The 24,232-nt window shown below is 72.6% G+C and carries 23 protein-coding genes and 1 pseudogene; 15 read left to right on the top strand and 9 right to left on the bottom strand.

Going from position 1 to position 24,232, the window contains the following annotated elements; all coding sequences use genetic code 11:
• Positions 1–69: 69 nt before the first annotated feature.
• A complete protein-coding gene (locus EDD30_RS15880; RefSeq protein ID WP_071808455.1) occupies positions 70–663 on the bottom strand; it encodes a helix-turn-helix domain-containing protein in 594 nt (197 codons plus the stop codon).
• Between the two features lie 110 nt (positions 664–773).
• Between EDD30_RS15880 and EDD30_RS15875 the strand changes: the two genes are divergently transcribed.
• Positions 774–1,313, top strand: a complete 540-nt coding sequence (locus tag EDD30_RS15875; protein ID WP_071808456.1) for a hypothetical protein — start codon at positions 774–776, stop codon at positions 1,311–1,313.
• On the opposite strand, the gene EDD30_RS15870 is transcribed toward EDD30_RS15875, so the two are convergent.
• Positions 1,308–2,183: a LysR family transcriptional regulator gene (locus EDD30_RS15870; protein WP_071808457.1), complete on the bottom strand. Its 876-nt coding sequence runs from the start codon at positions 2,181–2,183 to the stop codon at positions 1,308–1,310. The genes EDD30_RS15875 and EDD30_RS15870 overlap by 6 nt on opposite strands.
• Positions 2,184–2,469: 286 nt before the next feature.
• Between EDD30_RS15870 and EDD30_RS15865 the strand changes: the two genes are divergently transcribed.
• Positions 2,470–3,081: a GNAT family N-acetyltransferase gene (locus tag EDD30_RS15865; protein WP_071808458.1), complete on the top strand. Its 612-nt coding sequence runs from the start codon at positions 2,470–2,472 to the stop codon at positions 3,079–3,081.
• 13 nt (positions 3,082–3,094) lie between these two features.
• Positions 3,095–4,189 (top strand): DNA glycosylase AlkZ-like family protein, encoded by a 1,095-nt coding sequence (locus EDD30_RS15860; RefSeq protein WP_071808473.1) that lies wholly within the window; start codon positions 3,095–3,097, stop codon positions 4,187–4,189.
• 68 nt (positions 4,190–4,257) lie between these two features.
• Here EDD30_RS15860 and EDD30_RS15855 read toward each other — a convergent pair whose 3' ends face one another.
• The 4 genes and pseudogenes from EDD30_RS15855 to EDD30_RS15840 form a co-directional block, all read right to left on the bottom strand.
• Positions 4,258–4,554 carry a DUF3040 domain-containing protein gene (locus EDD30_RS15855; RefSeq protein WP_071808459.1) on the bottom strand — a complete coding sequence of 99 codons (297 nt, stop codon included), beginning with the start codon at positions 4,552–4,554 and terminating at the stop codon, positions 4,258–4,260.
• Between the two features lie 101 nt (positions 4,555–4,655).
• Positions 4,656–5,911: pseudogene (locus EDD30_RS15850) on the bottom strand (bifunctional glycosyltransferase family 2/GtrA family protein).
• A gap of 143 nt (positions 5,912–6,054) precedes the next feature.
• A complete protein-coding gene (locus EDD30_RS15845; RefSeq protein WP_071808460.1) occupies positions 6,055–8,154 on the bottom strand; it encodes an ArnT family glycosyltransferase in 2,100 nt (699 codons plus the stop codon).
• A gap of 72 nt (positions 8,155–8,226) precedes the next feature.
• On the bottom strand, positions 8,227–9,315 hold the full coding sequence (locus EDD30_RS15840) for a 3-deoxy-7-phosphoheptulonate synthase (protein ID WP_071808461.1): 1,089 nt from the start codon (positions 9,313–9,315) through the stop codon (positions 8,227–8,229).
• 268 nt (positions 9,316–9,583) lie between these two features.
• Between EDD30_RS15840 and EDD30_RS15835 the strand changes: the two genes are divergently transcribed.
• Positions 9,584–9,988, top strand: a complete 405-nt coding sequence (locus tag EDD30_RS15835) for a hypothetical protein (protein WP_071808462.1) — start codon at positions 9,584–9,586, stop codon at positions 9,986–9,988.
• On the opposite strand, the gene EDD30_RS15830 is transcribed toward EDD30_RS15835, so the two are convergent.
• Positions 9,935–11,488, bottom strand: coding sequence for a sensor histidine kinase (locus EDD30_RS15830; protein WP_071808463.1), 1,554 nt, complete (start codon positions 11,486–11,488; stop codon positions 9,935–9,937). The genes EDD30_RS15835 and EDD30_RS15830 overlap by 54 nt on opposite strands.
• Before the next feature lies 1 nt (position 11,489).
• The gene (locus EDD30_RS15825) at positions 11,490–12,227 is read right to left on the bottom strand and encodes a response regulator transcription factor (protein ID WP_071808464.1); all 738 of its coding nucleotides are present in this window, start codon (positions 12,225–12,227) and stop codon (positions 11,490–11,492) included.
• A 136-nt stretch (positions 12,228–12,363) separates the two neighbouring features.
• Between EDD30_RS15825 and EDD30_RS15820 the strand changes: the two genes are divergently transcribed.
• The 4 genes from EDD30_RS15820 (at position 12,364) to EDD30_RS15805 (ending at position 15,278) form a co-directional block, all read left to right on the top strand.
• Complete coding sequence (locus tag EDD30_RS15820; protein ID WP_084557209.1) at positions 12,364–14,025, top strand: hypothetical protein; 1,662 nt, start codon at positions 12,364–12,366, stop codon at positions 14,023–14,025.
• Positions 14,026–14,033: 8 nt separating this feature from the next.
• The gene (locus EDD30_RS39905; protein ID WP_211353748.1) at positions 14,034–14,201 is read left to right on the top strand and encodes a hypothetical protein; all 168 of its coding nucleotides are present in this window, start codon (positions 14,034–14,036) and stop codon (positions 14,199–14,201) included.
• A gap of 393 nt (positions 14,202–14,594) precedes the next feature.
• The gene (locus EDD30_RS15810) at positions 14,595–14,984 is read left to right on the top strand and encodes a tetratricopeptide repeat protein (RefSeq protein ID WP_071808466.1); all 390 of its coding nucleotides are present in this window, start codon (positions 14,595–14,597) and stop codon (positions 14,982–14,984) included.
• A 9-nt stretch (positions 14,985–14,993) separates the two neighbouring features.
• A complete protein-coding gene (locus EDD30_RS15805) occupies positions 14,994–15,278 on the top strand; it encodes a Smr/MutS family protein (RefSeq protein WP_071808467.1) in 285 nt (94 codons plus the stop codon).
• Here EDD30_RS15805 and EDD30_RS15800 read toward each other — a convergent pair whose 3' ends face one another.
• A complete protein-coding gene (locus EDD30_RS15800; protein WP_123678307.1) occupies positions 15,279–17,675 on the bottom strand; it encodes a M20/M25/M40 family metallo-hydrolase in 2,397 nt (798 codons plus the stop codon).
• A gap of 121 nt (positions 17,676–17,796) precedes the next feature.
• Between EDD30_RS15800 and EDD30_RS15795 the strand changes: the two genes are divergently transcribed.
• The 7 genes from EDD30_RS15795 (at position 17,797) to EDD30_RS15765 (ending at position 24,212) form a co-directional block, all read left to right on the top strand.
• Positions 17,797–18,144 carry a hypothetical protein gene (locus EDD30_RS15795; protein ID WP_071808469.1) on the top strand — a complete coding sequence of 116 codons (348 nt, stop codon included), beginning with the start codon at positions 17,797–17,799 and terminating at the stop codon, positions 18,142–18,144.
• Positions 18,145–18,336: 192 nt separating this feature from the next.
• Positions 18,337–19,524, top strand: coding sequence for a PP2C family protein-serine/threonine phosphatase (locus EDD30_RS15790; protein WP_071808470.1), 1,188 nt, complete (start codon positions 18,337–18,339; stop codon positions 19,522–19,524).
• A complete protein-coding gene (locus EDD30_RS15785) occupies positions 19,521–21,113 on the top strand; it encodes a sensor histidine kinase (protein WP_071808471.1) in 1,593 nt (530 codons plus the stop codon). Before EDD30_RS15790 ends, EDD30_RS15785 begins: the two co-directional genes overlap by 4 nt.
• Entirely contained in the window at positions 21,110–21,565 is a 456-nt protein-coding gene (locus EDD30_RS15780; RefSeq protein ID WP_071808472.1) for a response regulator, read from the top strand. The genes EDD30_RS15785 and EDD30_RS15780 overlap by 4 nt, the downstream gene beginning before the upstream one ends.
• A complete protein-coding gene (locus EDD30_RS15775) occupies positions 21,558–22,367 on the top strand; it encodes an inositol monophosphatase family protein (RefSeq protein ID WP_123678306.1) in 810 nt (269 codons plus the stop codon). The genes EDD30_RS15780 and EDD30_RS15775 overlap by 8 nt, the downstream gene beginning before the upstream one ends.
• 11 nt (positions 22,368–22,378) lie before the next feature.
• Positions 22,379–23,137, top strand: a complete 759-nt coding sequence (locus EDD30_RS15770; protein ID WP_071808206.1) for an SDR family NAD(P)-dependent oxidoreductase — start codon at positions 22,379–22,381, stop codon at positions 23,135–23,137.
• 64 nt (positions 23,138–23,201) lie between these two features.
• Positions 23,202–24,212: a coiled-coil domain-containing protein gene (locus tag EDD30_RS15765; RefSeq protein WP_071808207.1), complete on the top strand. Its 1,011-nt coding sequence runs from the start codon at positions 23,202–23,204 to the stop codon at positions 24,210–24,212.
• Positions 24,213–24,232 lie beyond the last annotated feature (20 nt).

Genomic DNA, 24,232 nt, shown 5'->3' with positions numbered 1-24,232 from the left:
TGCGCTAACGCAGGGCGGACGGTAGCGGTCGTCGCTGTTTCGTCGCAACCTGATGGGGAGTGCGAAGGGTCACCCGTCCGACGTGGCGGCTCGCCGGGGCGCCGCCCGTACGTGGAAGCGCTCGCCCTGGCCGCCGAACAGGCTGAGGATCTCCACCGGTTGGTCGTTCGCCGAGCCGAACCAGTGCGGGTGGCGGGTGTCGAACTCGGCCACCTCTCCGGACCCCATGACGATGTCCTTGTCGCCGACGATCAGCCGCATGCTGCCGGCCAGCACGAACAACCACTCGTATCCCTCGTGCGACCGCAGCCGCGGCTCCCCGCGCTCCGGCGGAATGATCACCTTCCAGCTCTGCAGACCGCCGGGCTGCCGGGTCAGTGGGACCACCGTGCGGCCGTTGTGGGTCCGTGGCGTCAGCCGTACACGGGGATCGCCGACCTCCGGTGCCCCGATCAGTTCCTCCAGCGGAATCCGGTGGGCTTGCGATATCGGCAGAAGCAGCTCGAGGCTGGCCTTGCGCTGGCCCGACTCCAGCCGGGACAGGGTGCTCGTCGAGATGCCGGTCGTCTCGGCGAGCTCGCTCAGGGTGATCCCGCGTCTGGCCCGCGCCTGTCTGAGGCGCGGGCCGACGCCGGCCAGGGTTTCCGCGACCGAGCCGTTCATGCCGCCAGTCCACTACGCGTCCGGTGGCCATGGCAAGGTGAGCTCGGCGTCACCCGCAGGGATTGCCGCTACGGCATCACCCGGGGTGATGCCGTAGCGTTCTATGGGCCATGAGCCTGATCGACCTGGACCGGCCTCCCGCGCGCCGCCGCCCCGGACGTCTTCTGGCTGCCGTGGCCGTGCTCGCCGTCGGGGCCGTACTCGGCGGGGCCGCGACGTCCTATCGGGAGTACCGGGCGCGTAGCAGCGAGATCTCCGTGCTGGTCCTGGCCGACACCGGACCGCAGTCCAACGACGCCGGAGTGGGCGCCGTGGTCGTCCGCGGCAAGGTCGTCGACGCGTCGCTCACCCGGCGGGTCACGCTGGTCAACGCCGGGCCGCTCCCTGTCAACGTGCACAATCTCAGCGCCGTGCGCTACGGGCTCGTCGTGCAGGGTGTCGAGCGGAAGCGGTGGATCAAACACGGGCAGTCCGTGCAGGCCGAGGCCGACATCCGAGTCGTCTGCGCCGGGGGCCTGCCGTTCGGTCGACTTCCGGTCACGCTTGCCGTGCAGACGTACGACGAGCGGGAGCACACCGCCGTCGCCGTGCTCGACGCGACGCAGTGGAACGAGCAGGCGCGGCTCGCGTGCGACCGTGACCTGCTATAGGCCGAAGGCCCTGCGGCAGTGGGGCAGCAGGGCGCGCAGCACCGTGCTCTGCTCCCTGCGCCACACCAGGACGAGCAGCGCCGGCGCCTCGGCGTCGCTGATCGGTGTGGCGGTCAGTTCCGGGTGATCGGCCGCCGTGGGCGCGCTGAGCACTCCCACGCCCAGGCCGCGGGCCGCCAGGTCGGCCACCGCGCCGGGCGCGGTCGCCTGGAAGGCGACGTTGGGCCGCACGCCCCGCGCGGTGCAGGCTCGGTCGAGCGCGTCACGGATCCCGGTGCCCGGCGGCAGACACACCAACGGGTACGCCCCCAGCCGCCGTACCGTCGTCTCGTCGTGAGCCGCCAGGGCGTGACCGGGAGGCACAAGCGCGACCAGGCTCTCGCTGGCGACGGTCAGCGACGACAGCTCTCCGGACAGTTCGCGGGCCGCGCCGACCAGGGCGAGGTCGGTGTCGCCCGCACGGACGCCCTCGATGAGCGCGTCGGAGTCGTCCTCGGTCAGCGCGATCTCGATGCGGGGATAGGCGCGGTGGAAGCCGGCCAGCGCCGCGAAGAGCGGCTTCACCGTGCAGCCGACGAGCATGCCGAGCCGCAGCCGGCCGCGGACGAGCCCGGTGACCTGGTCGATCGCCTCGCGGACGGACTCCGCGGCGGCCAGCGCGGTACGGGCGTGCGGTAGCGCCGCCGCGCCGGCCGCGGTCAGCCGCACCATGCGCGACGACCGGTCGAACAGGTCGGCCCCGAGTTCCCGTTCGAACTGCCGGATCTGCGCGCTGACCCCGGACTGGGTGATGTGCACGCGCTCCGCGGCCCGGGTGAAGTTGGCCTCCTCGGCGACGGCCACGAAGTATTCGAGCTGGCGTAGATCCACGAAGGTGAATCCTAACTACCGCTGAAATCATTCGAGGGGATTGTCGCCCTGGCGGGGGAAGGGTGGCGGACGGCCTCCACCTGGCCGGGCAGGCCGGCGTCGGCGTTGCGCGGAGATGACTGTCGATAAGTTGACACGGAGCATCCGCATCGAGGGCCGCACGGCCATGGATGCAGGGCCACGGCGGGGTTTGCGGGAAACCGCATCGGTCGTGAGGGGTTCACTCACCTGTTTACGAAGGTCCGCCTACTGGCAGGAACCGGGTGCTTACGGGCAGGATCGGCGCATGACGAGCCCGGGCCGCCTGCCGTACCCGATCACTCTGACCGGGGACGGCGTCACCTTGCGCGAATGGCGGGACGAGGACCTCGACGAGCTGGTGGCGATGCTCGACGAGCCCGACATCGCCCGGTGGACCCCGATGCCGTCGCCGTTCGACGCCGGGGCCGGGATCGCGTATCTCAAGCGCGCCCGGCAGGGTCGGGTCGGCGGGCAGCGCATCCAGCTCGCGATCACCGTCGACGGCGGCCGGCCGCTGGGCGAGGTGCTGCTCTTCGGCGTCGACGCCGGCCAGCGGGAGGCCGAGCTCGGCTACCTGGTCGGTGCCCAGCACCGCGGGCACGGGCTCGCGAGCCGCGCGCTGGCCCTGCTCTCCGGCTACGCCCGCACCACGCTGGGCCTGAGCCGGCTGATTCTGCGCATCGACGCGGGCAACACCGCCAGCACCTCGGTCGCCCGGCGCTGCGGATACCGACTCACCGGCGAGCCGCCCATCCTGCAGGAGGGCCCGTACGGCCCCAGCGCCCTCGACACCTGGGAGCTGGTGGCCGCCGGCGGCGGTAGCCGGATGGAACGGCTGAGAAATGTCGCCGCCCGGCGGTACGGTCGTCGCGTCTGATCAGGAGGTGCGCATGGACGTCGACCGCGAGCAGGCGATGGCCTACCGGGTGGCGGCGCTGGGCCTGGCCGAGCGTGGTGGGCAGCGGCCGGGCGATCTGGCGGTGCTCGATCTCGGCGTGCAGGAATACAGTCCCGGCTCGGTCCGGGTGGCGCTTGCGGCGCGCACCGGCGCCGACCTGGGCGACGACCGGTTGATCATGGTGTGGGCGGCCCGCGGCGCGCCGCACCTGCACCGCAAGCGGGACCTCAAGAAGCTGGTCAAGGCGCTGTGGCCGGTCAGCGACGCGGACGCCTCCGCCCGCATCAACAGCGCTCAGATTCCCCAGGGCGTCAAGCTCGGCATCAAGGCGTTCGAGGCGACCGCCACGGCGTTCCGCGAGGTGGTGACGTCCTCGATGCCCCGCGGCGAGGCGAGCACCCAGGTCAGCCGGCGGGTGCCGCGCGAGCTGACGTACGACTGCCGCACCTGCGGCGCCCGGCACATTGCGGGCAACGTCTGGCAGCATTCCGGGCTGGCCGGGGGAGTGCGGGTCGAGTCCCGGGGCAGGGACGCCACGCTCGGTCCCATTCCGAGCGCCCCGCCGCAGCCATCGGCGAACGAGGGCATCGACGCGCTGATCGCGACCTATCTACGGTTGCTCGGCCCGGCCGGCCCGGCCGAGGTGGCGAAATACCTGGGCAGCTCGACCGCCGAGATCAGACGAGTCTGGCCGTCGTCGGGCCTGGACGAGGTGCGGGTCGGCGGCCGCAAGGCCTGGTTGCCGAGCTCGTCCGTGCCGGAGCTCGCGTCCGCCGGACCAGCCGCCGGAGTGCGTTACCTGCCGGGGATGGACCCGCTGCTGCAGGCCCGGGACCGCGACCTGCTGGTGCCGGAGCGGGCACGGCAGAAGGAGGTCTGGCGCATCCTCGGCAACCCCGGCGTGATCCTCGTGGACGGTGAGATCGCCGGTGTGTGGCGCGCGAAGATGTCAGGGCGCAAGCGGGTTGACCTCACCGTGACACCGTTCGGGACGCTGACCGCCAAGGTGCGCAAAGCGCTGGAAGCGGAGGCCGCCGAGGTGGCCCGGGCCCGCGAGGTCACGGAGGCGACGGTCGCATTTGGCTGATCCCCGCCGGGCCGGCGGCGGTTCGTCACCAGGCCGGGGGTGTTTGTCGCCGGGCCGGCGGCGGTTCGTCACCAGGCCGGGGGCAGGAGGTCTGGGCCCGGGCGGCGGGCGGCGCGGCAGTGGTGGCCGAGGGCGGCCATGACGACCAGGGCCCACACGCCGGAGACGATCGCCGCGACCCACCAGCCCACGACCGCCAGGATCAGCGCGGCCGCCCAGATCACCGTCGCGGCCAGGATCAGGGAGACCGGCGTCTGCTTGGGGACGGGCTCGCCGCCGGTCATCCGGGAGTAGAAGTCGGGGTCCTCGCGGCGGAGCTGCCGCTCGAGTTGGGCGAGTCGGCGGCTGTCTTCCTTGCTGAGCATGCGTCGCACCTCCGGCGGGGGCCCGGACTGTTGGGGCACGACGACCGGGGTCGAGAACGATCCCGATCGATGGCTCCATTGTCACCCGAGAGTCATGAAATTCATACCGTTGGGGGGGTTGTGTTCATGTTCAGTTCGTGCGCAGCGGCGGCACGGAAGACCCAGATCCGCATGAGGAGGAAGCGGACCCCGGTGGCGACCAGGTTCGCGACGACCAGCACGGCCAGCTCCAGTGTGGTCGCCGGGACGGTCAGCGCATGCAGCAGCGCGAGGGATCCGCTGGTCAAGCCGAGCCCGACGGCGAAGACGACGAGGCCCTGGGCCTGGTGGCGCCAGACGCCGCCGGATCTCCGTACGCCGAAGGTGAGGCGCCGGTTGGCGGCGGTGTTGGCGATCGCGGTGACCAGCAGGGCGATCAGGTTCGCCCACTGAGAACGTAGCCGGTGCGCAGGATCGCGTAGAGGGCCAGATAGGCCAGGGTGCTGGCCACGCCCACGGCGGCGAAGCGCAGCAACTGCCCGGTCAGTCCGGCCGGGACTCCCGCGACGGGCAGGGGGTTGCGGCCCAACCGCTCGCGCAGTGCGGCCAGCGGCAGCCGGCCGGTGCCGAGGGCGCGGGTGAGCCGGGCGATGCCGCGCAGGTCCGCCATCGCCGTGGCCACGATGTCGACGCGGCTGTCCGGGTCGTCGACCCAGTCCACCGGCACTTCGTGGATGCGCAGGCCGGCACGCTCCGCCAGGACCAGCATCTCGGTGTCGAAGAACCAGCCGGTGTCCTCGACCATCGGCAGCAGCCGCCCGGCCACTTCCGCGCGGATCGCCTTGAAGCCGCATTGGGCGTCGGAGAAGCGGGCGGAGAGGGTGCCGCGCAGGATCAGGTTGTAGCTGCGGGAGATGAACTCGCGCTTGGCGCCGCGGACGACGCGCGAGCCGCGGGCCAGCCGCGAGCCGATGGCCAGGTCCGAATGGCCGGAGATCAGCGGGGCGACCAGCGGCAACAACGCGCCGAGGTCGGTCGACAGGTCGACGTCCATGTAGGCCAGTACCGCGGCGTCCGACCGGGTCCACACGTGCTTGAGGGCGCGGCCCCGGCCCTTCTCCGTCAGGCGGACCGAGCTGACGCCGGGCAGCGTCCGGGTGAGCCGGCGCGCCACCGCCGCCGTCGCGTCGGTGCTGGCGTTGTCGGCGATCGTGATCCGGAACCGGTACGGGAACTCGGCCGCCAGGTACGCGTGCAACCGGCGTACGCAGGGCTCGAGGTCTATCTCCTCGTTGTAGACCGGGACGACGACGTCGAGCACGGGTGCGGCGATCTCGACCGGGCCGGAAGCGGGTGAGGGCAGTGTGGAAAGGCTCATGCCACCAAGGTCGGCTTCGCGGCTTTGCCCGGTGTGTGGCGATCCTGTGCCCGGCCTGTGAGTGCCTGGCGGACAGCGGCCGGTGAACGCCGCGAGGCGGCCCCCGGTTCCGGGAGCCACCTGCCGGTCGTCGTCGTGTGGGATCACTGCGCGGTCAGGTCGTAGAGCGTCACTCCGCCGACCGTCGTTGCCGTGTAGTTCGCCGCCACCCACTCGGCGATCTGCGAGCTTGAGCTGCCGCCACCGTTGCCGGCGCCCCGGCCGCCGAACCCACCGCCGCCGATGAAGTAGTGGATCTTCTTTTCGGCGACGTACTGCTGGAACTGCGCGAGGGTCGGTGACGGGTCGCTGCCGTTGAATCCGCCGATCGCCATGACCGGGTCCTCGGTGGCGAGCTGGTAGCCCGAGGCGTTCTGTGAGCCGACCGCCGCCGCGACCCAGGTGTACCGGTCGGCGTCCGCGTCCAGCAGAGCCTTCAGTTCGTCGCTCACGGTGGCCGCGTTCAGCAGTCCGCCCATGCCGCCGCCGCGAGCGCCGCGGCCCTGAGCCGCGGCGCCACCCTGGGAAGCGCCGCCGGGTGCGGTGCCGCCGGGTGCGGTGCCGCCGGGTGCGGTGCCGCCGGGCGGGCCGCCGGGGGTGCCTCCACCCGGGAAGCCTCCGCCGGGGAAGCCGCCGGGAACCCGGCCCCCCGGTGCGCCGCCGCGCATGCCGTCGCGTCCGCCGCCCGGGCCGAAGCCGCCGCCCTGCGTCGCCGGTCCGGCCGACGGGATCGAGCCGGTGTGCGGCTCGGACGCGGTCTGCACCGCATACGCCGCCGGACCGGCCAGCACCGCCGCGAGCGCGACGCCCGCACTGGCCAGAGCGATCCGAAGCCGCAGCGAGGCCAGCACACCCAGCGCCGCCACGATGCCGCCGACCAGCACGACCCAGCGCAGCCACGGCAGGAACTCCGGGCTCCGGCCGAGCATGTGCCACGACCACCAGGCGCTCACCCCGATCGCCGCCGCCAATGTGAGCGAGGCGAACGGGTTGCGGCGCGAGCGCCACAGCAGCGCCGCACCCATGCCGACCACCGCGCCGACCGCCGGTGCGAGCGCCACGGTGTAGTACGCGTGGAAGATGCCCTGCATGAAGCTGAAGACCAGGCCGGTGCCGATGAGCCAGGTGCCCCAGAGGATCAGCCCGGCGCGGAGCCGGTCGGTGCGGGCGGCGCGCAGGGTCAGCACCAGGCCGGCGACCAGCACGATGAGAGCGGCCGGCAGCAGCCAGGAGATCTGACCGCCCTGCGCGGTGTCGAACATGCGCAGGATCCCGGTCTCGCCCCAGCCGCCACCGCCGCCGACGCCGCCGGTCTCGTTGCCGTTGAGCCGGCCCAGGCCGTTGTAGCCCAGCGTCAGCTCGAGCAGGCTGTTGTTCTGCGACCCGCCGATGTACGGCCGCATCGAGGCCGGCACCAGCTCGACGAGTCCGATGTACCAGCCGGCGGAGAGGATCAGCGCCAGCCCGGCGAGCAGGAGCTGCCCGATGCGCTTACCGAGCTTCGGCGGTCCGGCGATCAGGTAGGCGAGGGCGTACGCGGGCACGACCAGCAGCGCCTGGAGCATCTTGGTCAGGAAGCCGAGGCCGACGAACGTCCCGGCGAGCACGAGCCACTTCGTGGAGCCGTTTTCGACGGCGCGGACCGTCGCGTACGCGCCGGCCACCATGAGCAGCACGAGCAGCGCGTCCGGGTTGTTGAAGCGGAACATCAGCACGGCGACCGGGGTCAGCGCCGACACCGCGCCCGCGATCAGGCCGGCGGCCGGGCCGTACCAGCGGCGGACCGTGCCGAAGAGCAGGCCGGCCGTGGCGACGCCCAGGAGCGCCTGCGGCACCAGGATGCTCCAGGAGCTCAGGCCGAAGATCCGTACCGACAGCGCCATGATCCACAGGGAGGCCGGCGTCTTGTCGACGGTGATCGAGTTGGCCGCGTCCGAGGAGCCGTAGAAGAACGCCTTCCAGCTCTCCGAGCCGGCCTGCACCGCCGCCGAGTAGAAGGCGTTACCCCACCCGGACGCCCCGAGGCCCCAGAGGTAGAGGACGCCGGTGAGCACGAGCAGGGCCAGCAGCGTTGGCCTGACCCAGGGCGCGTCGGCCACGCGGCCACGCAGCAACGCGGACCGGCGGGACCGGGGGCGCGCCCCGAGATCGGCCGGCGGGTCCACCGGCGCCACGATCGGAGGTACGGGCAACGTCGAGGTCATCAAGGGTCCTTAAGCAGGCGAAAGCACTGACCCTCGTACTCTCGGCCGCCCGGCTGTCGGACCCTTGTGTCGTTACTGTGCGCCCCCTGTGAAGCCGGTGCGTCGCTTGGCGGAGGCCGCGGCCAGCCGCTCCAGCACGCCCACGGTCGGCTCCCAGCCCATGCACGCGTCCGTCACGCTCTGGCCGTACGTGAGCTCGCCGCCGAGGTCCTGGCGTCCCGGCACCAGGAAGCTCTCCAGCATCACCCCGCGGATGCCCCGCTGACCGGCCTCGAGTTGAGCGGCGACGTCGTCGGCGACGATCGGCTGGCGCAGGTGGTCCTTGCCGCTGTTGCCGTGCGAGCAGTCGATCACGACCCGCTCGGGCAGGCCGGCGGCGGCGAGCAGGCCGAGCGCCGCCCGGACGTCCTCGGCGCCGTAGTTGGGGCCCTTGCCGCCGCGTAGCACCAGGTGGCAGTCGGGGTTGCCGCTCGTGTGCATGATCGCCGGCGTGCCGGACACGTCGATGCCGGGGAAGACGTGCGGCGCGGCGGCCGCGTTGATGGCGTCGATCGCCGTGGAGATGCTCCCGTCGGGACGGTTCTTCATGCCGATCGGCATGGACAGACCCGAGGAGAGCTGGCGGTGGACCTGCGATTCCACCGTACGGGCGCCGATCGCGCCCCACGCCACGGTGTCGGCGATGTACTGCGGGGTGATCGGGTCGAGGAACTCCACCGCCACCGGCAGGCCCCGCTCGAGCACCTGCAGCAGCAGGGAGCGGGCGATCCGCAGGCCGCGGCCGACGTCGCCGGTGCCGTCCAGGGCCGGGTCGTTGATCAGACCCTTCCAGCCCACGGTCGAGCGCGGCTTCTCGAAGTAGACCCGCATCACGATGAGCAGGTCGTCGGCGAGCCGTTCCCGCTCGGCGGCGAGGCGGTCCGCGTATTCGCCCGCGGCGTCCGGGTCGTGCACCGAGCAGGGGCCGACGACGACCAGCAGGCGCGGATCTCGGCCGTCAAGGACGGCCTCCACCTGGCGGCGGCTGTCCAGCACGCTTGCGGAGAGCTCGTGGGTGAGCGGCAGCTCGTGGTGGAGCAGGGCGGGGCTCATCAGCGGCACCATGCGCTCGATGCGGTGGTCGCTGACGCGCTGTACCTCGGGGACGGTCACGACAGTCATCCTTCTCCGCCGGCTCTTCCCGGGGCCGGCGTCCCCGGGGCCTGGGCCGGCTCGTTGCAAACGAAAAGGCAGCGACTCTGGTCGCTGCCTCTGCCGGCCCTGCGGGGGTGTCTCAGGTCATGAACTCATGGCCGAGACACCGGCGGAGCCGGCCTCGTAAACCACGAATACCAACGGGACACGCCGCCATGGTAGCCCATCAGCGGCGGACTTTGTCCGTCAGCCGGGGTATGGGCACATGCAAGTTGCGTGTGCTGACATGAGACGCATGAACAACGCGAGCCCGGCACACCTGCTCGACGGCCTGTCCGATCTGGCCCCGGCGGAGCGCCGTCAGGCGGTGTCCGTGGTGGTGCTGCGGGTCTGGGAGACGCCCCAGGTCCTCCTCGGCGAGATCCCGCCGGTGCAGGCGCTCGCGGCGATCGCGGCGATAGCGGCGGGCCTGCCCGGCGCCCAGGGCAGACCGTGGCTCGACGACCGCCTCCGGGCCGCCGCGATCACCGGGGTGACCAGCGAGATGGCGGGCCGGGCGCTGTGCGCCCTGGACGTCCTGGTCGGCCGCGACCGCGAGTCGGTCCCGCTGGAGCTGCACGTCTCCGACGGCGACGCGGCCGGTGCGCTACTGGACGACCTCCGGGACGTGCTGATGGACGGCATCCGCCTCGGCTGGTAGCGCCGGCGTCAGCGGCAGCCGCACGGTGAACTGCGTGCGCCCGGGGACGCTGTCGACGCCGACCGAGCCGCCGTGCGCCGTGACCACGGCGTGCACGATCGACAGGCCCAGACCGGTGCTGCCCGCCGCGCGCGAGCGGGAGCTGTCGCCCCTGGCGAAGCGCTCGAAGATGTGCGGCCGCAGTTCCGCCGGGATGCCGGGGCCCGCGTCGGTCACCCGCAGGACCGCGGCGTCGGCCTCGGCGGCGACACCCACGACGACGGTGGTGCCCTCGGGAGTGTGCGTACGGGCGTTGGCCAGCAGATTGACGAGCACCTGATGCAGGCGCTGGCCGTCGCCGGTCACCGTCACCGGCTCCTCGGGCAGGTCGAGCTGCCAGTCGTGGCGCGGACCGGCCGCGTGCGCGTCGCTGACCGCGTCCACCACCAGCATCGTCAGATCCACCGGGTCGTGTGCCAGCGGCCGCCCGGCGTCCAGCCGGGCGAGCAGCAACAAATCCTCGACCAGCGCGGTCATCCGGCCCGCCTCCGACTCCACCCGGCGCAGCACGTGCCCGATCTCCTCCGGCACCGGCTGCCGGCTGCGGCGGCTCAGCTCGGCGTAGCCGCGGATCGCCGCGAGCGGGGTCCGCAGCTCGTGGCTCGCGTCGGCCACGAACTGGCGTACCTGTGTCTCGCTGGCGTGCCGCGCCTCGAGCGCGCTCCCGACGTGGTCGAGCATCCGGTTGAGCGCGGCGCCGACGGCGCCGACCTCGGTACGCGGGTCGGTGTCGGACTCGGGCACACGCTGGGCGAGCTCCACCTCACCTCGGTCGAGCCGCAGCTCGGACACCTTGGTCGCGGTGGCGGCGACTCGGCTCAGCGGCCTGAGATTGCGCCGGATGATGACGGCCCCGGCCCACCCGGCCGCGACCAGCGCCAGGAGCACGGCTGCTCCGGTCACGCCCGCGACGGCCAGCAGCGTGTCCCGGGTCTCGGAGAGCGGCACCGCGGCCACGACCATGCCGTCGTCGGTGGTCGTGGCGAGCACGCGGTAGTCACCGAGATCGCCCAGGTCGATGTCGGCCGGGTCGCCGTTCGGCGTGATCGCGCTCAGCCGGGTCACCATCGCCTCGGGAAGGTTCCGGTACCCGGGGACGAGAAAGCCCTCGTCGTCGGTGCGCACCGTGACGATGCCTCCGTCCAGGGGACGGGCGGTGGCGAAGACGAGGAAGATGGAGTCGGGGGGAGCGCCGGCCGGCACCCTGTTACCGAACGGGCCGCCACCAGGGCGAGGGCCTTGACCAGGCGGGCCGGGCGGCCGCCTCTGTGCACGATCCGCAGTCACCCGGAGCTGGGAATCGAGGCGGTCGTAGAGGACCTTGTGGAGGTAGATCTCGGCGGTGGCGCCGACGACCAGGCCCAGCACGGTGAGCAGGACGACCATGAGGGCGATCAGGCGGGTACGGAGCGACCGGCCCGCCGGGGAACGCCAGCGAACCGCCGGGGCGGCGTCCGTCATGTCAGTCCGCCGGCTTGAGGACGTAGCCTGCGCCGCGCATGGTGTGGATCATCGGGTTGCGGCCCGCGTCGATCTTCTTACGCAGGTACGAGATGTAGAGCTCGACCACGTTGGCCTGGCCGCCGAAGTCGTAGTTCCACACGCGGTCGAGGATCTGACTCTTGCTGAGCACCCGTCGGGGGTTGCGCATGAGGTAGCGCAGCAGCTCGAACTCCGTGGCCGTCAGGGTGACGAGGTCGCCGCCGCGGCGTACCTCGTGGCTGTCCTCGTCGAGGGTGAGGTCGCCGACGATGAGCTCGGAGTCGGTGCGCATCGGTGAGCGGCCCATCCGGCGCATCAGGCCGCGCAACCGGGCGACGACCTCTTCCAGACTGAACGGCTTGGTGACGTAGTCGTCGCCGCCGGCGGTGAGGCCGGCGATGCGGTCCTCGACGGAGTCCTTGGCGGTCAGGAAGAGCACCGGCACCTCGGGCGTCTCGCCGCGCAGCCGGCGCAGCACCTCGAGCCCGTCGAGGTCGGGGAGCATCATGTCGAGGACGACGGCGTCCGGGCGGAAGTCCCGTGCGGTACGGACGGCCGCCTGCCCGTCGCCCGCGCTGCGCACCTCCCAGCCCTCGTAGCGCAGCGCCATCGACAGGAGTTCGGCCAGGGTCGGCTCGTCGTCGACCACGAGGACCCGAACCGGGCTGCCGTCGGGCCGCCGGAGATCGTCGCTGGGGGCTGCGTTCGCCATCGTCATGCCCTAACTGTCGTGGGGCTCGCTTTGCGACGCCTTTCCGCTTCCTGTGTAACACCTGTGTATCCGCCGCCGGCGGGACCACGGCTTTCGCGCGGGGACCCGACACTGCGTGTCAAACCGCACTAATACCGCGATAATGAGCATAATTCCCGCGTTGTGTCGGGCGGGTGAGTGGGAGAAGCAGGTGCGACTGGGCCGTCTCGCAGGGGCCGTCGCGGCGCTGGTCCTGGCCGCGATCCCCGGGTCGCCGGCCGCGGCGGCGGGAACGTACCCGCCCGGTGTCACGGTCGACACGATGCGGATCGCGAGCGCCGGTACGGCCGCCGTGGCCGCCGGCGGGGCGCACTCGTGCATGATCACAAGCCTGGGCGACGTGTACTGCTGGGGGAACGACTCCTCCGGCCAGCTCGGCGACGGCGCCCGGCGGCACGGTTTCGCCGAGCCCGTCAAGGCGCTGCGCAACGCCGTACGGGCCGACGCCGGCCGGGCACACACCTGCGCCATCGACACCGGCGGCACGGCGTACTGCTGGGGCGACGACTCCGCGGGCCAGCTCGGCGACGGCGCGCACACCGACCGGGACGCGCCGCACCCGGTCGAGGCGCTGCGCGGCCGGACCCTCGTGATGATCGCGACCGGCTCCCGGCACACCTGCGCCGCCGACGACGAGGGCGCCGCGTGGTGCTGGGGCGACGGATCGCGTGGACAGCTCGGCGTGCCGGGCACGAGCCGCTCGGCCACGCCGGTGCGGGTGCGCACGGGAGGCCGGACCGACGAGATCGTGGACATCGCGGCGGGTGGCGACACCACGTGCGTCGCGACCGCGGGCGGCTCGGTGTACTGCTGGGGCGCCGACCCGGCCGGAGGCGAGGAGCGGTCCGCGCCCGCGGCGGTCACCACCGGGGGCAAGGTGCGCGAGGTGGCGGCCGGTGGCCGGCAGGCCTGCGCCCTGGACGCGGACGGCGCGGCGTACTGCTGGGGTGCCACGGCCCGGCGGGCGGGCCCGTTCGCCGCGATCAGCGCGGGTGCCGCTCACGCGTGCGGCATCGACCGCGGCGGGCGGGCGTACTGCTGGGGCGACGGCGGCGGCGACGGCGGCGGCGGCGGGCGGCTGGGTCACGGGCGTACGGCCGGCCGGACCGCGCCCACGGGGGTCGAGGTGGACGCGGAGCTGACCGGCATCGACGCGGGCAGCGCGCACAGTTGCGCCGTCGACGCCCGCGGGTACACGTTCTGCTGGGGGTCGGGCGCCGACGGCCAGCTCGGGGCGGGGGGCACCGCGTTCTCCGCCGTACCCGTGCGGGTCGAGGGCCTGCCGCGCGCACCCGCCGCGGCGACCGGCGTGCAGGTGCGTGCCCTCGACGGCGGCCTGCGGGTTTCCTGGCGTCCGCCGGCCGACCTGGGCAGCGGGCAGTTCGAGTACGTCTGGGTGACGACCGCCGGTCACGAGGCCGGGTGCACGCTCCCGGCGCTCACGGCCCAGGGCTGCGACCTGACAGGTCTGCGCAACGGCCAGGAGTACGACGTCGCCGTGGTGGTCAAGACCAGCGACGGCATGCGGGTCGGCGACTTCGTCACGGCGACGCCGGTCGCGGTCGCGCCCGATCCCCTCGGTGCCGCCCCGCCGCGCCGGGAGCTGCAGCCGGGCGCCGGCGGCGGGCTGCCGCTGACCGGCCTGAGCCCGGTCGCCCTGGTCGCCATCGGCACGATGCTGCTCGGCGGCGGGCTGGTCGCCCTGCTCGTCAGGGCTCCGCAGTCTCCAGCGCCGCGTCGCGGAACAGTTCGACGCCGTCCTTGAGCCGCTCGGTGGCGTCGACCCGGTTCCAGTTCGTCCACGTCACCGATCCGGCCGGCGAGGCCGACGCGCAGATTCACGTACGACTCGTCCACCCGCGCGGGAGGGGCTCCTCCGGGTGCCGCAGCGGGTCGGTGGTCGGCCAGTCGACGAAGGCGATCGGCTGGCTCAGCCCCTGAGCCGCCTCGTATCCGGCCAGCTCGTCCATCCGTGCGGCCAGCCAGCGTTCGGTGGGCGAGGCGGCGGCGGTGCTGCGGAAGTAACGGCCGCGTGCGGCCGGTGCGGCGGTGTTGCGCCGGTCGGAGGCGTGGGTCCCGGACGGGTCCAGCTCCAGCCCGACGATCCACCCGGCGAACCACGGGGTGACGTCCGTGTCCCAGGTGCCGCTCGCCCGCCCGGGCCGGGCTTCGCGCGTGAGCCGGCCCCGTACGGCGGCGCTCGCGTCGCGCAGCTCGTCCTGGTTGCAGAATCGGGTGAATTGTCGCCGATGCTGCGGTCTGGACGTTCGCCGTTCGGCCGCGGTTGTGCCAGCGTTGGTCGAAGCCGGCGGCGCGAGCAGGGGGAGCGGAGTCGTGGATCTTCTCGAGGAGTACCGCAGGGCGACCGTCGTGTTCGAGTCCGGAGACCCGCTCGGCGCGGCCCGCCTCCTGGAGCCGATCGTCGAGGCGGAACCGCACAACACGGCGGTACGCCAGCTCCTCGCCCGCGCCTACTTCAACTCGGCGCAGTTGGCGGGGGCGGAGACCCAGCTCCGAGCGCTGATCGAGCGGGACCCCTCGGATCATTACGCGCACCACGTCCTCGGCCGGACCCTGGAACGGGCCGGCCGATTCCGCGAGGCCCTGCCACACCTGCGGCTCGCGGCGGCGATGAAGCGCCACGACGACTACGAAGAGGCCCTGCGCCGGGTCGAGGCGTGGGTCGGCAAGAACGGTGGCCGCGCCGGTCCCGGGGCTGAGTAGGCTGCCGACGTGAAGCTCAAGCTGGATCTCCACGACATCTTCAACAAGGGCACCGAGATCGACAAGGCGCTCCGCGGCATCATCGACGAGGCGATCCAGAAGAAGGCGAGCCTGGTCGAGATCATCCCCGGCAAGGGCAGCGGGCAGCTCAAGAAGAAGGTGCTGCGCTTCCTGGACCAGAAGGAGATCAAGCAGCTCTACCACCGCGTCGAGAAGGACGGGGACAACTGGGGGCGGCTGTTCGTCCACTTCCGGTTCGACGCGCCGGCGGGCCGCCGCGGCCGCGGGCGCTAGCTAGAACGTGTAGGTCTTCGCGACGGCGAGCATCTCGGAGCTGTGCGAGCCGACCACGCCGACGTCGGCCGGACGGGGCCGGAAGCCGGGAAGGGCCGTGAGCCCGTCGCTCGCGTCCATGGCGCGCAGCCTCAGCGGCGCACCCACCGGCACGGTCAGCGTCACCTCGATGCCGGCCGCCGGCGGGGCGTGGAAGACGAACCCGAAGCCCCAGGCGCCGTCCGTCCGAGCGACCGGCACCGGGCGAGCGCCGGCCGTCGCCGACAGCACCCGCGCCTGCGCTCCCACATGCAGCGTCACCAGGCGCACCGGTCGCTGCGGGACGAGCGTGAGAGTCACCGTCCGCCGATCGCCCGTGGTCGTGTCGGCGATTTTCGTGAGCGCGGGTGCCGGCAGGGCGGCCGGCAGGGCGGGGCCGCTGCGCAGCTTCTCGTCGCCGAAGCCCGGCAGCGTGTCGGTGACGGGGGCGGGATCACCGCCGACGTACTGGGCGGTCCAGGCGGACGGGGTGCGCGACTCGCTCAGCCAGCGCGCCTGGTTGGTGTCGGCGTCCAGCGCGTACATGAGGTGGGTGGGCGCCGGATGCGTGCGATCGAAGCGGTCGGTGGCGAGGCCGGCCGCCGTGCAGACGACCAGGGCCACGGTGGCGGCGAGGGCCGGCAGGGCGCCGCGCCGGCGGGCACGCAGGGCGTCGAGGCCGCGCTGGCCGCCCGCCTCCGGGTGGAGCAGGTCGACCACCGGTAGCAGCACCATCGCCAGCAGGACGGCGAAGACCGCGCCGGCCGCCGCCCGGTTCATGCCCATGGCCGGGAAGAACATGAGCATGGCCGGCAGCAGTACGACCGTTGCGGCCGCCGCGCCGAGCGTCACGGCCAGGACCGGTGCCCAGCCGCCGAGCGGCCCCCGCCCGCCGCCGCGCAGCAGCACGGCGGCGATGCCCGCCACGCCGCCCGCCAGCGCCGGCAGGGCGGTGAGGTACGACCCTCCCGGCGCCAGGGCGGCGAGGACGAGGCCGAGCACCGCGGCCCACGCGAGGCCGGCGACCACCAGGGCGGCGGGTCCGAGCCGGCGGCGCAGCGGCGCGTACCAGGCGCAGACCACGGCCGCGGTGAGGGCCAGGATCGCGAGCCGATACCACCACGGGCGGTACGGGTCGATCGGCATTTCCGCGTACCCGGGACGGATGAATTTGATCGTGATCCACAGGAGCTGGGCGAGCGCCGGGACGGCCAGGACCGGCACCAGGGCGAGCCCGAAGGCGCCGAGCAGGCGGGGTGCCGTGGCCATCCCGCGCCGACGCGCCAGCCAGCCGAGGACGAGCACCGCCAGCAGGGCGGCCGCCGCCAGGGGCCAGGTCCACGAGCTGGGGTAGTGCACGAGCGCCCCGGGAACCGGGAAGTACGTCGCGTCGCCGGTCGAGCGCAGCCCCGGCAGATCGCGGTTGCCCAGGTCGCGGGTGAGCGCCAGGACGTTGACGCCGTGGTGCTGGAGGCTGTCGATGTCCATCGAGTCCGGCGTGTCCATCGGCGCGTGGTACACCGCCGCGCCGTCGATGTACGCGCTGTTGAGGCCGGTGAAGCCGTGCTCGCGGAACGCGGTGAAATCCGTGTTGTTCGGCAGCCGGCGGTAGACCTCGACCGCGAATGACGTGCCCACCGGCTCCGGAGCGCCGGCGAAGACGCCGACCAGGGCGGCATTGGCGGCGGCGGTCTCGAACATGATGGCCGGCCCGGCGCTGCCGCGGGCCTCGAGGTTGAGCACCACGCCGCGTGCGCGGGCCAGCGGGTGCTGCTCGACGAAGGCCTGCGCGCCGCACAGGCACGCCTCCTCGGCGTCGGTCAGCACGAACACCACGTCGTTGCGCAGCCTCGGGCCGCTGGTCAGGGCGCGGGCGGCCTCGAGGATCGCCGCGGTACCGGCGGCGTCGTCGTTGGCGCCCGGCCCGGTCTGCGCCGAGTCGTAGTGCGCCACCAGGAAGATCCGGCCGGTGGAGGCGGTGCCCGGCCAGAGCGCGACCACGTTGCGTACCCGGGCCATTCCGACGCCCCCGGCGCTCGAGGACAGCCGGGCGCCCTGCGCGGTGACCGTGTCCTGCACCTCGGGTGAGAGGCCGAGACCGCGCAGGGTGGTCAGCAGGTGGGCGCGGACCGCGTCGTTGGCCGCGCTGCCGGCCACGTGCGGCTCGGCGGCGATCGTGCGTACGTGCGCGAACGCGCGGCCCGCACTGAACTCCGCGACCGGGGCGTCCGGGGCAAGGGCGGCGGGCGGGCGCACCGACTGGGCCGCGAGGACGCCGGTCGCCGCCAGGGCGAGCACCGCGGCCAGGGCCGCCCAGCCCCGGCGTACGGGACGCGCCGGCGTGCGGTCCGCGGCCTCGATCGTCGGCACGCCCCTCATACGATCTCCTCGGCTCGCACGCGACAGATGCCTAGCTTCGCACGGGGACAGCGACCCGGCTTCCCACTCGACGGCGACCTGGCCGAGCGATCTTCCGGCCCGGTGGCTTAACTTGGGACCCGTGACAGCCCCGCTCGACCCCGCCGCCGTCGTCGCCGAGTTCGTCGAGCGGGTGGCACCGTACGATCCGGCGCCCGAGGCCGGGCCGGTGGCGGTGCTCGGCCTGCGTACCGCGCTCGGCGAGGCGACGTTCCAGCTCGGCGACCATGTGGTCCGCGCGATGTGCCGGGCGCTGGAGGCGTACCGCGACCCCGAGGACCGGGGATCCTGCATCGCCTGCGGCGGCCGCCGGCTCGACGAGAACCTGCACTGCCTCGACTGCGGCCGGTTGCACGGCATCCTCGGCGAGGTCATCGCCCGGCACGCCCGCCGGGTCGCCGAGGATCCGTCCTACGGTCCATCGGCATGACCGTCGCATCGTCACTCTGCGTCGCCCGGATGCGGCCGCGGCGCCGGGACGGGGTGGCCGGTGTTGTGCGCCCGCGACCGGTCATGGACGATCAGCGGGTCATGCCCGAAGGAGTTCAGCCATCAAGCGTCCCCGCCGAGGTGCCGCCGCCCCGCACGCCGCTCACGGTCCGACGCCGGGTGGGGTGAGATCGTGACCGAGGTGACCGCTCCCCGACCTGCCGTGGCGCCGGAGCGTCTCCGGATCCTGCTCGTGGAGGATGACGAGGGCGACGCGTTCCTGGTCCGTGAGCTGCTTGCGGAGGCCGGCGCGTCGTTCGACCTGCGCATCGCGACCACCCTGCGCGAGGCGCGGGACATGATGCGCGGGGTCCAGTGCGTGCTGCTCGACCTCGGCCTGCCCGATGCCGAGGGCATCGACGGCCTGCGCAAGCTGCTCGCCCTGGCCGGCAGCGCGGCGGTCTGCGTGCTCACCGGGCGTTCCGACGAGCACCTCGGCGTCCAGGCGGTGGCCGAGGGCGCCCAGGACTACCTGGTGAAGGGCCAGGTCGACGGCGTCCTGCTGGTGCGGGCGCTGCGCTACGCCGTCGAGCGCAAGCGGGCCGACGAGAATGCCCAGCGGCTGCGCGAGGCCGAGCTGCGCCAGGCCGAGTCGGCCCGGCTCGAGCGCGGCCTGCTGCCCCAGCCGCTGATGAAGACCACCGAAGTGGCCGTGCACACCTTCTATCGCTCCGGCCGTGCCATGGGCCTGCTCGGCGGCGACTTCTTCGACGTCGTCCAGGTCGGCGACAGCAAGCTGCACGTGATCGTCGGGGATGTCTGCGGGCACAGCGTCGACGAGGCCGCGCTCGGTGTCGAGCTCCGGGTCGCCTGGCGGGCACTGGTGCTCGCGGGCGTGCCCGAGGAGCAGATTCTGGCCTCCCTCGAACAGGTTTTGATGACCGAGCGGCGGGCACGGGAGGTCTTCGCGACGGTGGCGATGGTCTCCCTCGACCTCGCCGGCGATCGCGCCACGGTACGCCTGGCCGGGCACCCCCCGCCGGTGCTGCTCTCCGGCGGCAAGGCCGCCGCGGTCACCGCGCGGACGGGCATCGTGCTCGGCGTACGCCCCACCCCCACCCCCGCGACCGACGTGGAGTTCTCCGGCGATGACTGGTCCCTGCTGATGTACACCGACGGATTGATCGAGGGACACACCGGCAACGGCAACGAACGGCTCGATGTGGAGGGCCTCTGCGGACTGCTCGCCCAGCCGGACGCGCGGGACGTGCCGCTCGCCGCACTGCCGGCGTGGCTCGTCGGCCGCGCCGAGCAGGGCAACGGCGGCCCGCTGGCCGACGACGTGGCGATGCTGCTGATCTCGCGCGGCGGTGGGCGGTGAACCTGCTGCGGGTCTCGGCCTGGACGCTGCGCGGCCGGGTGCTTGCCCTGTGCGTGACCGTCGGACTGCTGCTCGCCGGCCTCGGCGTGGTCGCCGCGCTCACCGCCGCGGGCAACAGCCGGCAACTCGACGACGTCGTCAGCCGGGCCACCCCGATGCGCGCGGCGGGGGAGCGGCTCAGCACCGCCGTGCTCAACCAGGAGACCGGCATCCGCGGGTATGCGATCACCGGTCGTGAGGTGAACCTCCAGCCGTACCGTGACGGCATCGCCGACGAGCAGGAGATCACCGCGCAGATCGACGGATATCTGAGGTCGGGCCCGCTGGACGACACCATCCGGGCCGACCTGGCGCACGTGCGGCAGCGGATCGACGCCTGGCACCGCAACGTCGCCGAGCCGATCGTCGACGCCGTCCGCACCCAGGGGCCGGAGGCCGGGCAGGCGCTGGTGGAGGCCGGCAGCACGGCGGAGTTCGACGCGCTGCGGTCCTCCATCCAGAAGATGCAGACCGACATCGGCGTGTTGCGCGACCGGTCCGCGGCGCAGGCGAAGGAGACCAGCCGGCGCATGGTCGCGATCCAGATCGCCGCCGCCGCGATCATCGTCATCGCCGGGGTGGCGCTGCTGCTGCTCCTCGACCGGATGGTGAGCCGCCCGGTGACCGACCTGGCGACGCAGGTGCGCGAGGTGGCGGACGGCGACTTCGACAAGCACATCACGAGTTCCGGTTCGCCCGAGCTGCGTGAGCTCGCCGACAATGTGGACGGCATGCGCAGGCAGATCGCCGCCGAGCTCACCGAGGTGCGCGAGGCCCGCCGGCAGATCGAATGGGTCAACGAGCAGCTCAAGATCCAGGCGGAGGAGCTGACCCGCTCCAACCGCGACCTCGAGCAGTTCGCGTACGTGGCCTCGCACGACCTGCAGGAGCCGCTGCGCAAGGTGGCCAGCTTCTGCCAGCTCCTCCAGCGCCGTTACGCGGGGCAGCTCGACGAGCGCGCGGACCAGTACATCGCATTCGCGGTCGACGGCGCGCAGCGCATGCAGCGGCTGATCAACGATCTGCTGGCGTTCTCCCGGATCGGGCGGCTCACCGCGGGCTTCACCGACGTCGACCTCGACCGGGTGTTGACCGAGGTGAGGTCGCAGCTCGAGGTCCGCACCGGGGAGGACGGCCGGATCACCTGGACCGACCTGCCGACGGTCGAGGGCGAGGAGCCGCTGCTCACCACGCTGTTCGTCAACCTGATCGGCAACTCCCTCAAGTTCCGCCGCCCGGACGTGCCGCCGGTCGTCACGGTGACCGCCGAGCGGGACGAGGAGGAGTGGCGCATCAACGTCCGCGACAACGGCATCGGCATCGAGGCCGAGTTCGCCGACAAGGTCTTCGTGATCTTCCAGCGCCTGCACGGGCGGGACGCCTACGAGGGCACCGGGATCGGACTGGCCATCGTCAAGAAGATCGTCGAATATCATGGCGGCCGGATCTGGCTCGATCTCGACGTCACCGAAGGCACCTCCATCTGGTTCACGTTGCCCCTGGTGGCCGGGATCCCGGTGCAGGAGAAACTGAAAGAGGTCGGCGCATGACCGGAGCCATTCGCGCAGATGGGACGCCCATCGAGGTGCTGCTCGTGGAGGACGACCCGGGCGACGTGCTCATGACGCAGGAGGCGTTCGAGGAGCACAAGGTCCGCAACCGGCTCACGGTGGTCTCCGACGGCGCCGAGGCCCTGTCGTACCTGCGCCGCGAGGGTCAGTACGCCGACGCCGTACGCCCGGACCTGATCCTGCTCGACCTCAACCTGCCGCGTCGCGACGGCCGGGAGGTGCTCGCGGAGATCAAGAAGGACGACGAGCTCTGCCGCATCCCGGTCGTGGTGCTCACCACGTCCGCCGCCGACGAGGACATCCTGCGCAGCTATCAACTGCACGCGAACGCGTACGTGACCAAGCCGGTGGACTTCGACCGGTTCATCTCGGTGATCCGCCAGATCGACGACTTCTTCGTCAGCGTCGTGAAGCTGCCACCGCGTGCGTGACGACATGATCGACCGGGTGACCGAGCTGGTGCGGGAGGTCGCGCGGACGATCGTGCTGCCGCGGTGGCGCCGGCTCACCGACTCGGAGATCGAGGAGAAGTCGCCCGGCGACCTCGTCACCGTCGCGGACCAGGAGTCCGAGCGGGCGCTGACGGCGGGGCTGACCGCGCTGCTGCCCGGCTCGAGCGTGGTGGGCGAGGAGGCCGTCGCCGCCGATCCGTCGGTCCTGGAGCGCCTCGACGACGGCGGCCCGGTGTGGCTCGTGGACCCGGTCGACGGCACGAACAACTTCGCCGCGGGCAAGCGGCCCTTCGCCGTGATGGTGGCGCTGGTACGCGACGGCGAGCCGACGGCCGGATGGATCCTCGACGTGCCCGACGACCGGATGGTCGTCGCCGAGGCGGGCAGCGGCGCCTACATCGACGGAATGCGGCTGAAGACCCGCTCCGACGACCCGGGAGCCCCCGCCCTGACCGGCTCGATCTCCCGCAACTACTTCCCGGACGACCTGCGCGCGGGCATCGACGCGAACGCCTCCCGGCTGGGCCTGGTCACCGGCGGCCACCACTGCGCCGGGTACGAGTACCCGTGCGTCGCCACCGACGAGCAGCAGTTCGCGGTCTTCTGGCGGATCCTGCCCTGGGACCACACGCCCGGCTCGCTGATCCTGCGCGAGGCCGGCGGCGCGGTGCTGCACCTGGACGGCTCGGCGTACCGACCGACGGACCCCGAGCGCGGCCTGCTCATCGCGGCGAACCACGACATCTGGCACACCGTCCGCGGCACTCTGCTCTCCCCGTAGGCGGCGCGCACATGGCTTCGTACCTCGACGAGCTCTTCGGTCTGCGCGGCCGGACCGCGATGGTGACCGGCGGCAGTTCCGGGATCGGACGGGCGATGGCCACCGCGTTGGGCCGCGCCGGCGCCCGCGTGGTGCTGGTCGCGCGCCGGCCCGGGCCGCTGCGGGAGACCGCCGCCGCGCTCACCGGTCACGGTGTCGCGGTGGACACGATCGCCGCGGACCTGGCGGATCGCGCGGACCTCGCCCGGGTCACCGGGTACGACGGCGTGGACATCCTGGTGAATGCGGCGGCGGTGAACCGGCGGCCCCCTCTGGACGAGCTCACCGAACAGGACTGGGACCTCACGCTCGCCGCGAACCTGACCGCGCCGTTCCTGCTCGGGCAGCACTTCGGCCGGGCCATGGCGGCGCGCGGCTGGGGACGGCTCATCAACATCGTCTCCCAGCAGGCCTTCCGGGCGTACGGGCACAGCGGCGCCTACGGCGCCGCCAAGGCCGGCCTCGTGGGCCTGACCCGCTCGCAGGCGGAGGCCTGGTCCGGCCGCGGGGTGACGTGCAACGCGATCGCCCCGGGGGTGGTGCACACCCCGCTGACCGAGCCGGTCTTCGCGGATCCCGCGGTGGCCGCCGGGCACGCGCGGCGGACGATGATCGGGCGGAACGGCGTACCCGAGGACTTTGCCGGTTGTGTGGTTTATCTGGCGAGTTCCGCCAGCGCTGCGGTAACCGGGCAAACACTCTTCGTCGATGGTGGCTACTCGGCGACATGATCAATCTGCTTCCACCCGCAGGAGCGAGGTAGAGTTCCCCGCGCTCATCACTTGGGAGGCAGATTTGGCGGCGACTCACCTGTGCCGGGCGAAGCCCGTTCTCGCGTTGCTGGCGGCCATTCTCGTGCTGCTCGCCGCGCCCTCGGTCGCGCGTGCCGAGCCCGACGAGGAGGGCGGCACGAAGACCCTGCGCGCACAGCTCGAGTCGGCGGCCAAGGGGCACGTGCAGGCCAAGCAGAAGCTGCAGGCCTCCAAGGCCCGTCAGGTCAAGCTGAAGGCCGCCCTCCAGCAGGCGCAGGCCAAGGCCGACGAACTTTCGGTACGGGTTCAGGAGATCGCCGGCCGCTCCTACCGGCAGGGCCGCCTCACCACCGTGTCGATGCTGCTCAACAGCGCCTCGCCCGACGCGCTGATGGAGCGCATGCTGAGCCTCGACCAGATGGCGCAGGTCGACGGCCACGCGCTGGTCGGATACCGGGACGCCGTTTCCACCGCCGAGAAGGCGACCAAGGCCATCGCCCTCGAGATCAAAGAGCAGGACAACCAGGTCAAGGTCATGGCCAAGAGGAAGCAGCAGGCGGAGAACGCCCTCGCCGCGGCCGGCGGCGGAGCGGTCGCCGGCGGCTTCGTGAACGCGAACTCCCCGCTGGCCAAGGCGGCACCGCGCAACTCCGACGGCTCGTGGCCCGGTGAGCGGTGCACCATCGACGACCCGACCACCGGCGGGTGCGTCACGCCCCGGCTGCTGAACGCCTTCCGCCAGGCGCAGTCGGCCGGCTTCAAACGCCACACGTCCTGCTTCAGCCAGCGCAGTTCCGGCGAGCATCCGCTGGGCAGGGCCTGCGACTTCTCCTCGGCGCCCGGCGGCTTCGAGAACTCCGACGCCACCGGGGACGACCGCACCTACGGCAACAACCTCGCCGCGTACTTCGTCCACAACGCCGAGCGCCTCGGCGTGATGTACGTGATCTGGTACCGCCAGATCTGGCTGCCCGGCTCCGGGTGGCGCTCCTACAGCGGCTCCGGCAGTGCGTCTGCGGCACACACCAACCACGTGCACCTGTCGATGCTGTAGGGCCTGTCCGGAATCCCCAG

The sequence above is a fragment of the Couchioplanes caeruleus genome (assembly GCF_003751945.1).
GTDB classification, from domain to species: domain Bacteria; phylum Actinomycetota; class Actinomycetes; order Mycobacteriales; family Micromonosporaceae; genus Actinoplanes; species Actinoplanes caeruleus.
The sequence above is the reverse complement of the archived record's forward strand: the minus strand, read 5'-3'. Positions and strand labels throughout refer to the sequence as shown.

Excerpts from the sequence above, each read along its gene's own strand:
- EDD30_RS15820 (WP_084557209.1), top strand. The coding sequence starts at position 12,364 with ATGAGCATAATTCCCGCGTTGTGTCGGGCGGGTGAGTGGGAGAAGCAG.
- EDD30_RS15780 (WP_071808472.1), top strand. The coding sequence starts at position 21,110 with ATGACCGGAGCCATTCGCGCAGATGGGACGCCCATCGAGGTGCTGCTC.
- EDD30_RS15880 (WP_071808455.1), bottom strand. The coding sequence starts at position 663 with ATGAACGGCTCGGTCGCGGAAACCCTGGCCGGCGTCGGCCCGCGCCTC.
- EDD30_RS15800 (WP_123678307.1), bottom strand. The coding sequence starts at position 17,675 with ATGAGGGGCGTGCCGACGATCGAGGCCGCGGACCGCACGCCGGCGCGT.
- EDD30_RS15825 (WP_071808464.1), bottom strand. The coding sequence starts at position 12,227 with ATGACGATGGCGAACGCAGCCCCCAGCGACGATCTCCGGCGGCCCGAC.
- EDD30_RS15875 (WP_071808456.1), top strand. The coding sequence starts at position 774 with ATGAGCCTGATCGACCTGGACCGGCCTCCCGCGCGCCGCCGCCCCGGA.
- EDD30_RS15865 (WP_071808458.1), top strand. The coding sequence starts at position 2,470 with ATGACGAGCCCGGGCCGCCTGCCGTACCCGATCACTCTGACCGGGGAC.
- EDD30_RS15855 (WP_071808459.1), bottom strand. The coding sequence starts at position 4,554 with ATGCTCAGCAAGGAAGACAGCCGCCGACTCGCCCAACTCGAGCGGCAG.
- EDD30_RS15840 (WP_071808461.1), bottom strand. The coding sequence starts at position 9,315 with ATGACTGTCGTGACCGTCCCCGAGGTACAGCGCGTCAGCGACCACCGC.
- EDD30_RS15770 (WP_071808206.1), top strand. The coding sequence starts at position 22,379 with ATGGCTTCGTACCTCGACGAGCTCTTCGGTCTGCGCGGCCGGACCGCG.
- EDD30_RS15845 (WP_071808460.1), bottom strand. The coding sequence starts at position 8,154 with ATGACCTCGACGTTGCCCGTACCTCCGATCGTGGCGCCGGTGGACCCG.
- EDD30_RS15860 (WP_071808473.1), top strand. The coding sequence starts at position 3,095 with ATGGACGTCGACCGCGAGCAGGCGATGGCCTACCGGGTGGCGGCGCTG.
- EDD30_RS15835 (WP_071808462.1), top strand. The coding sequence starts at position 9,584 with ATGAACAACGCGAGCCCGGCACACCTGCTCGACGGCCTGTCCGATCTG.
- EDD30_RS15830 (WP_071808463.1), bottom strand. The coding sequence starts at position 11,488 with ATGACGGACGCCGCCCCGGCGGTTCGCTGGCGTTCCCCGGCGGGCCGG.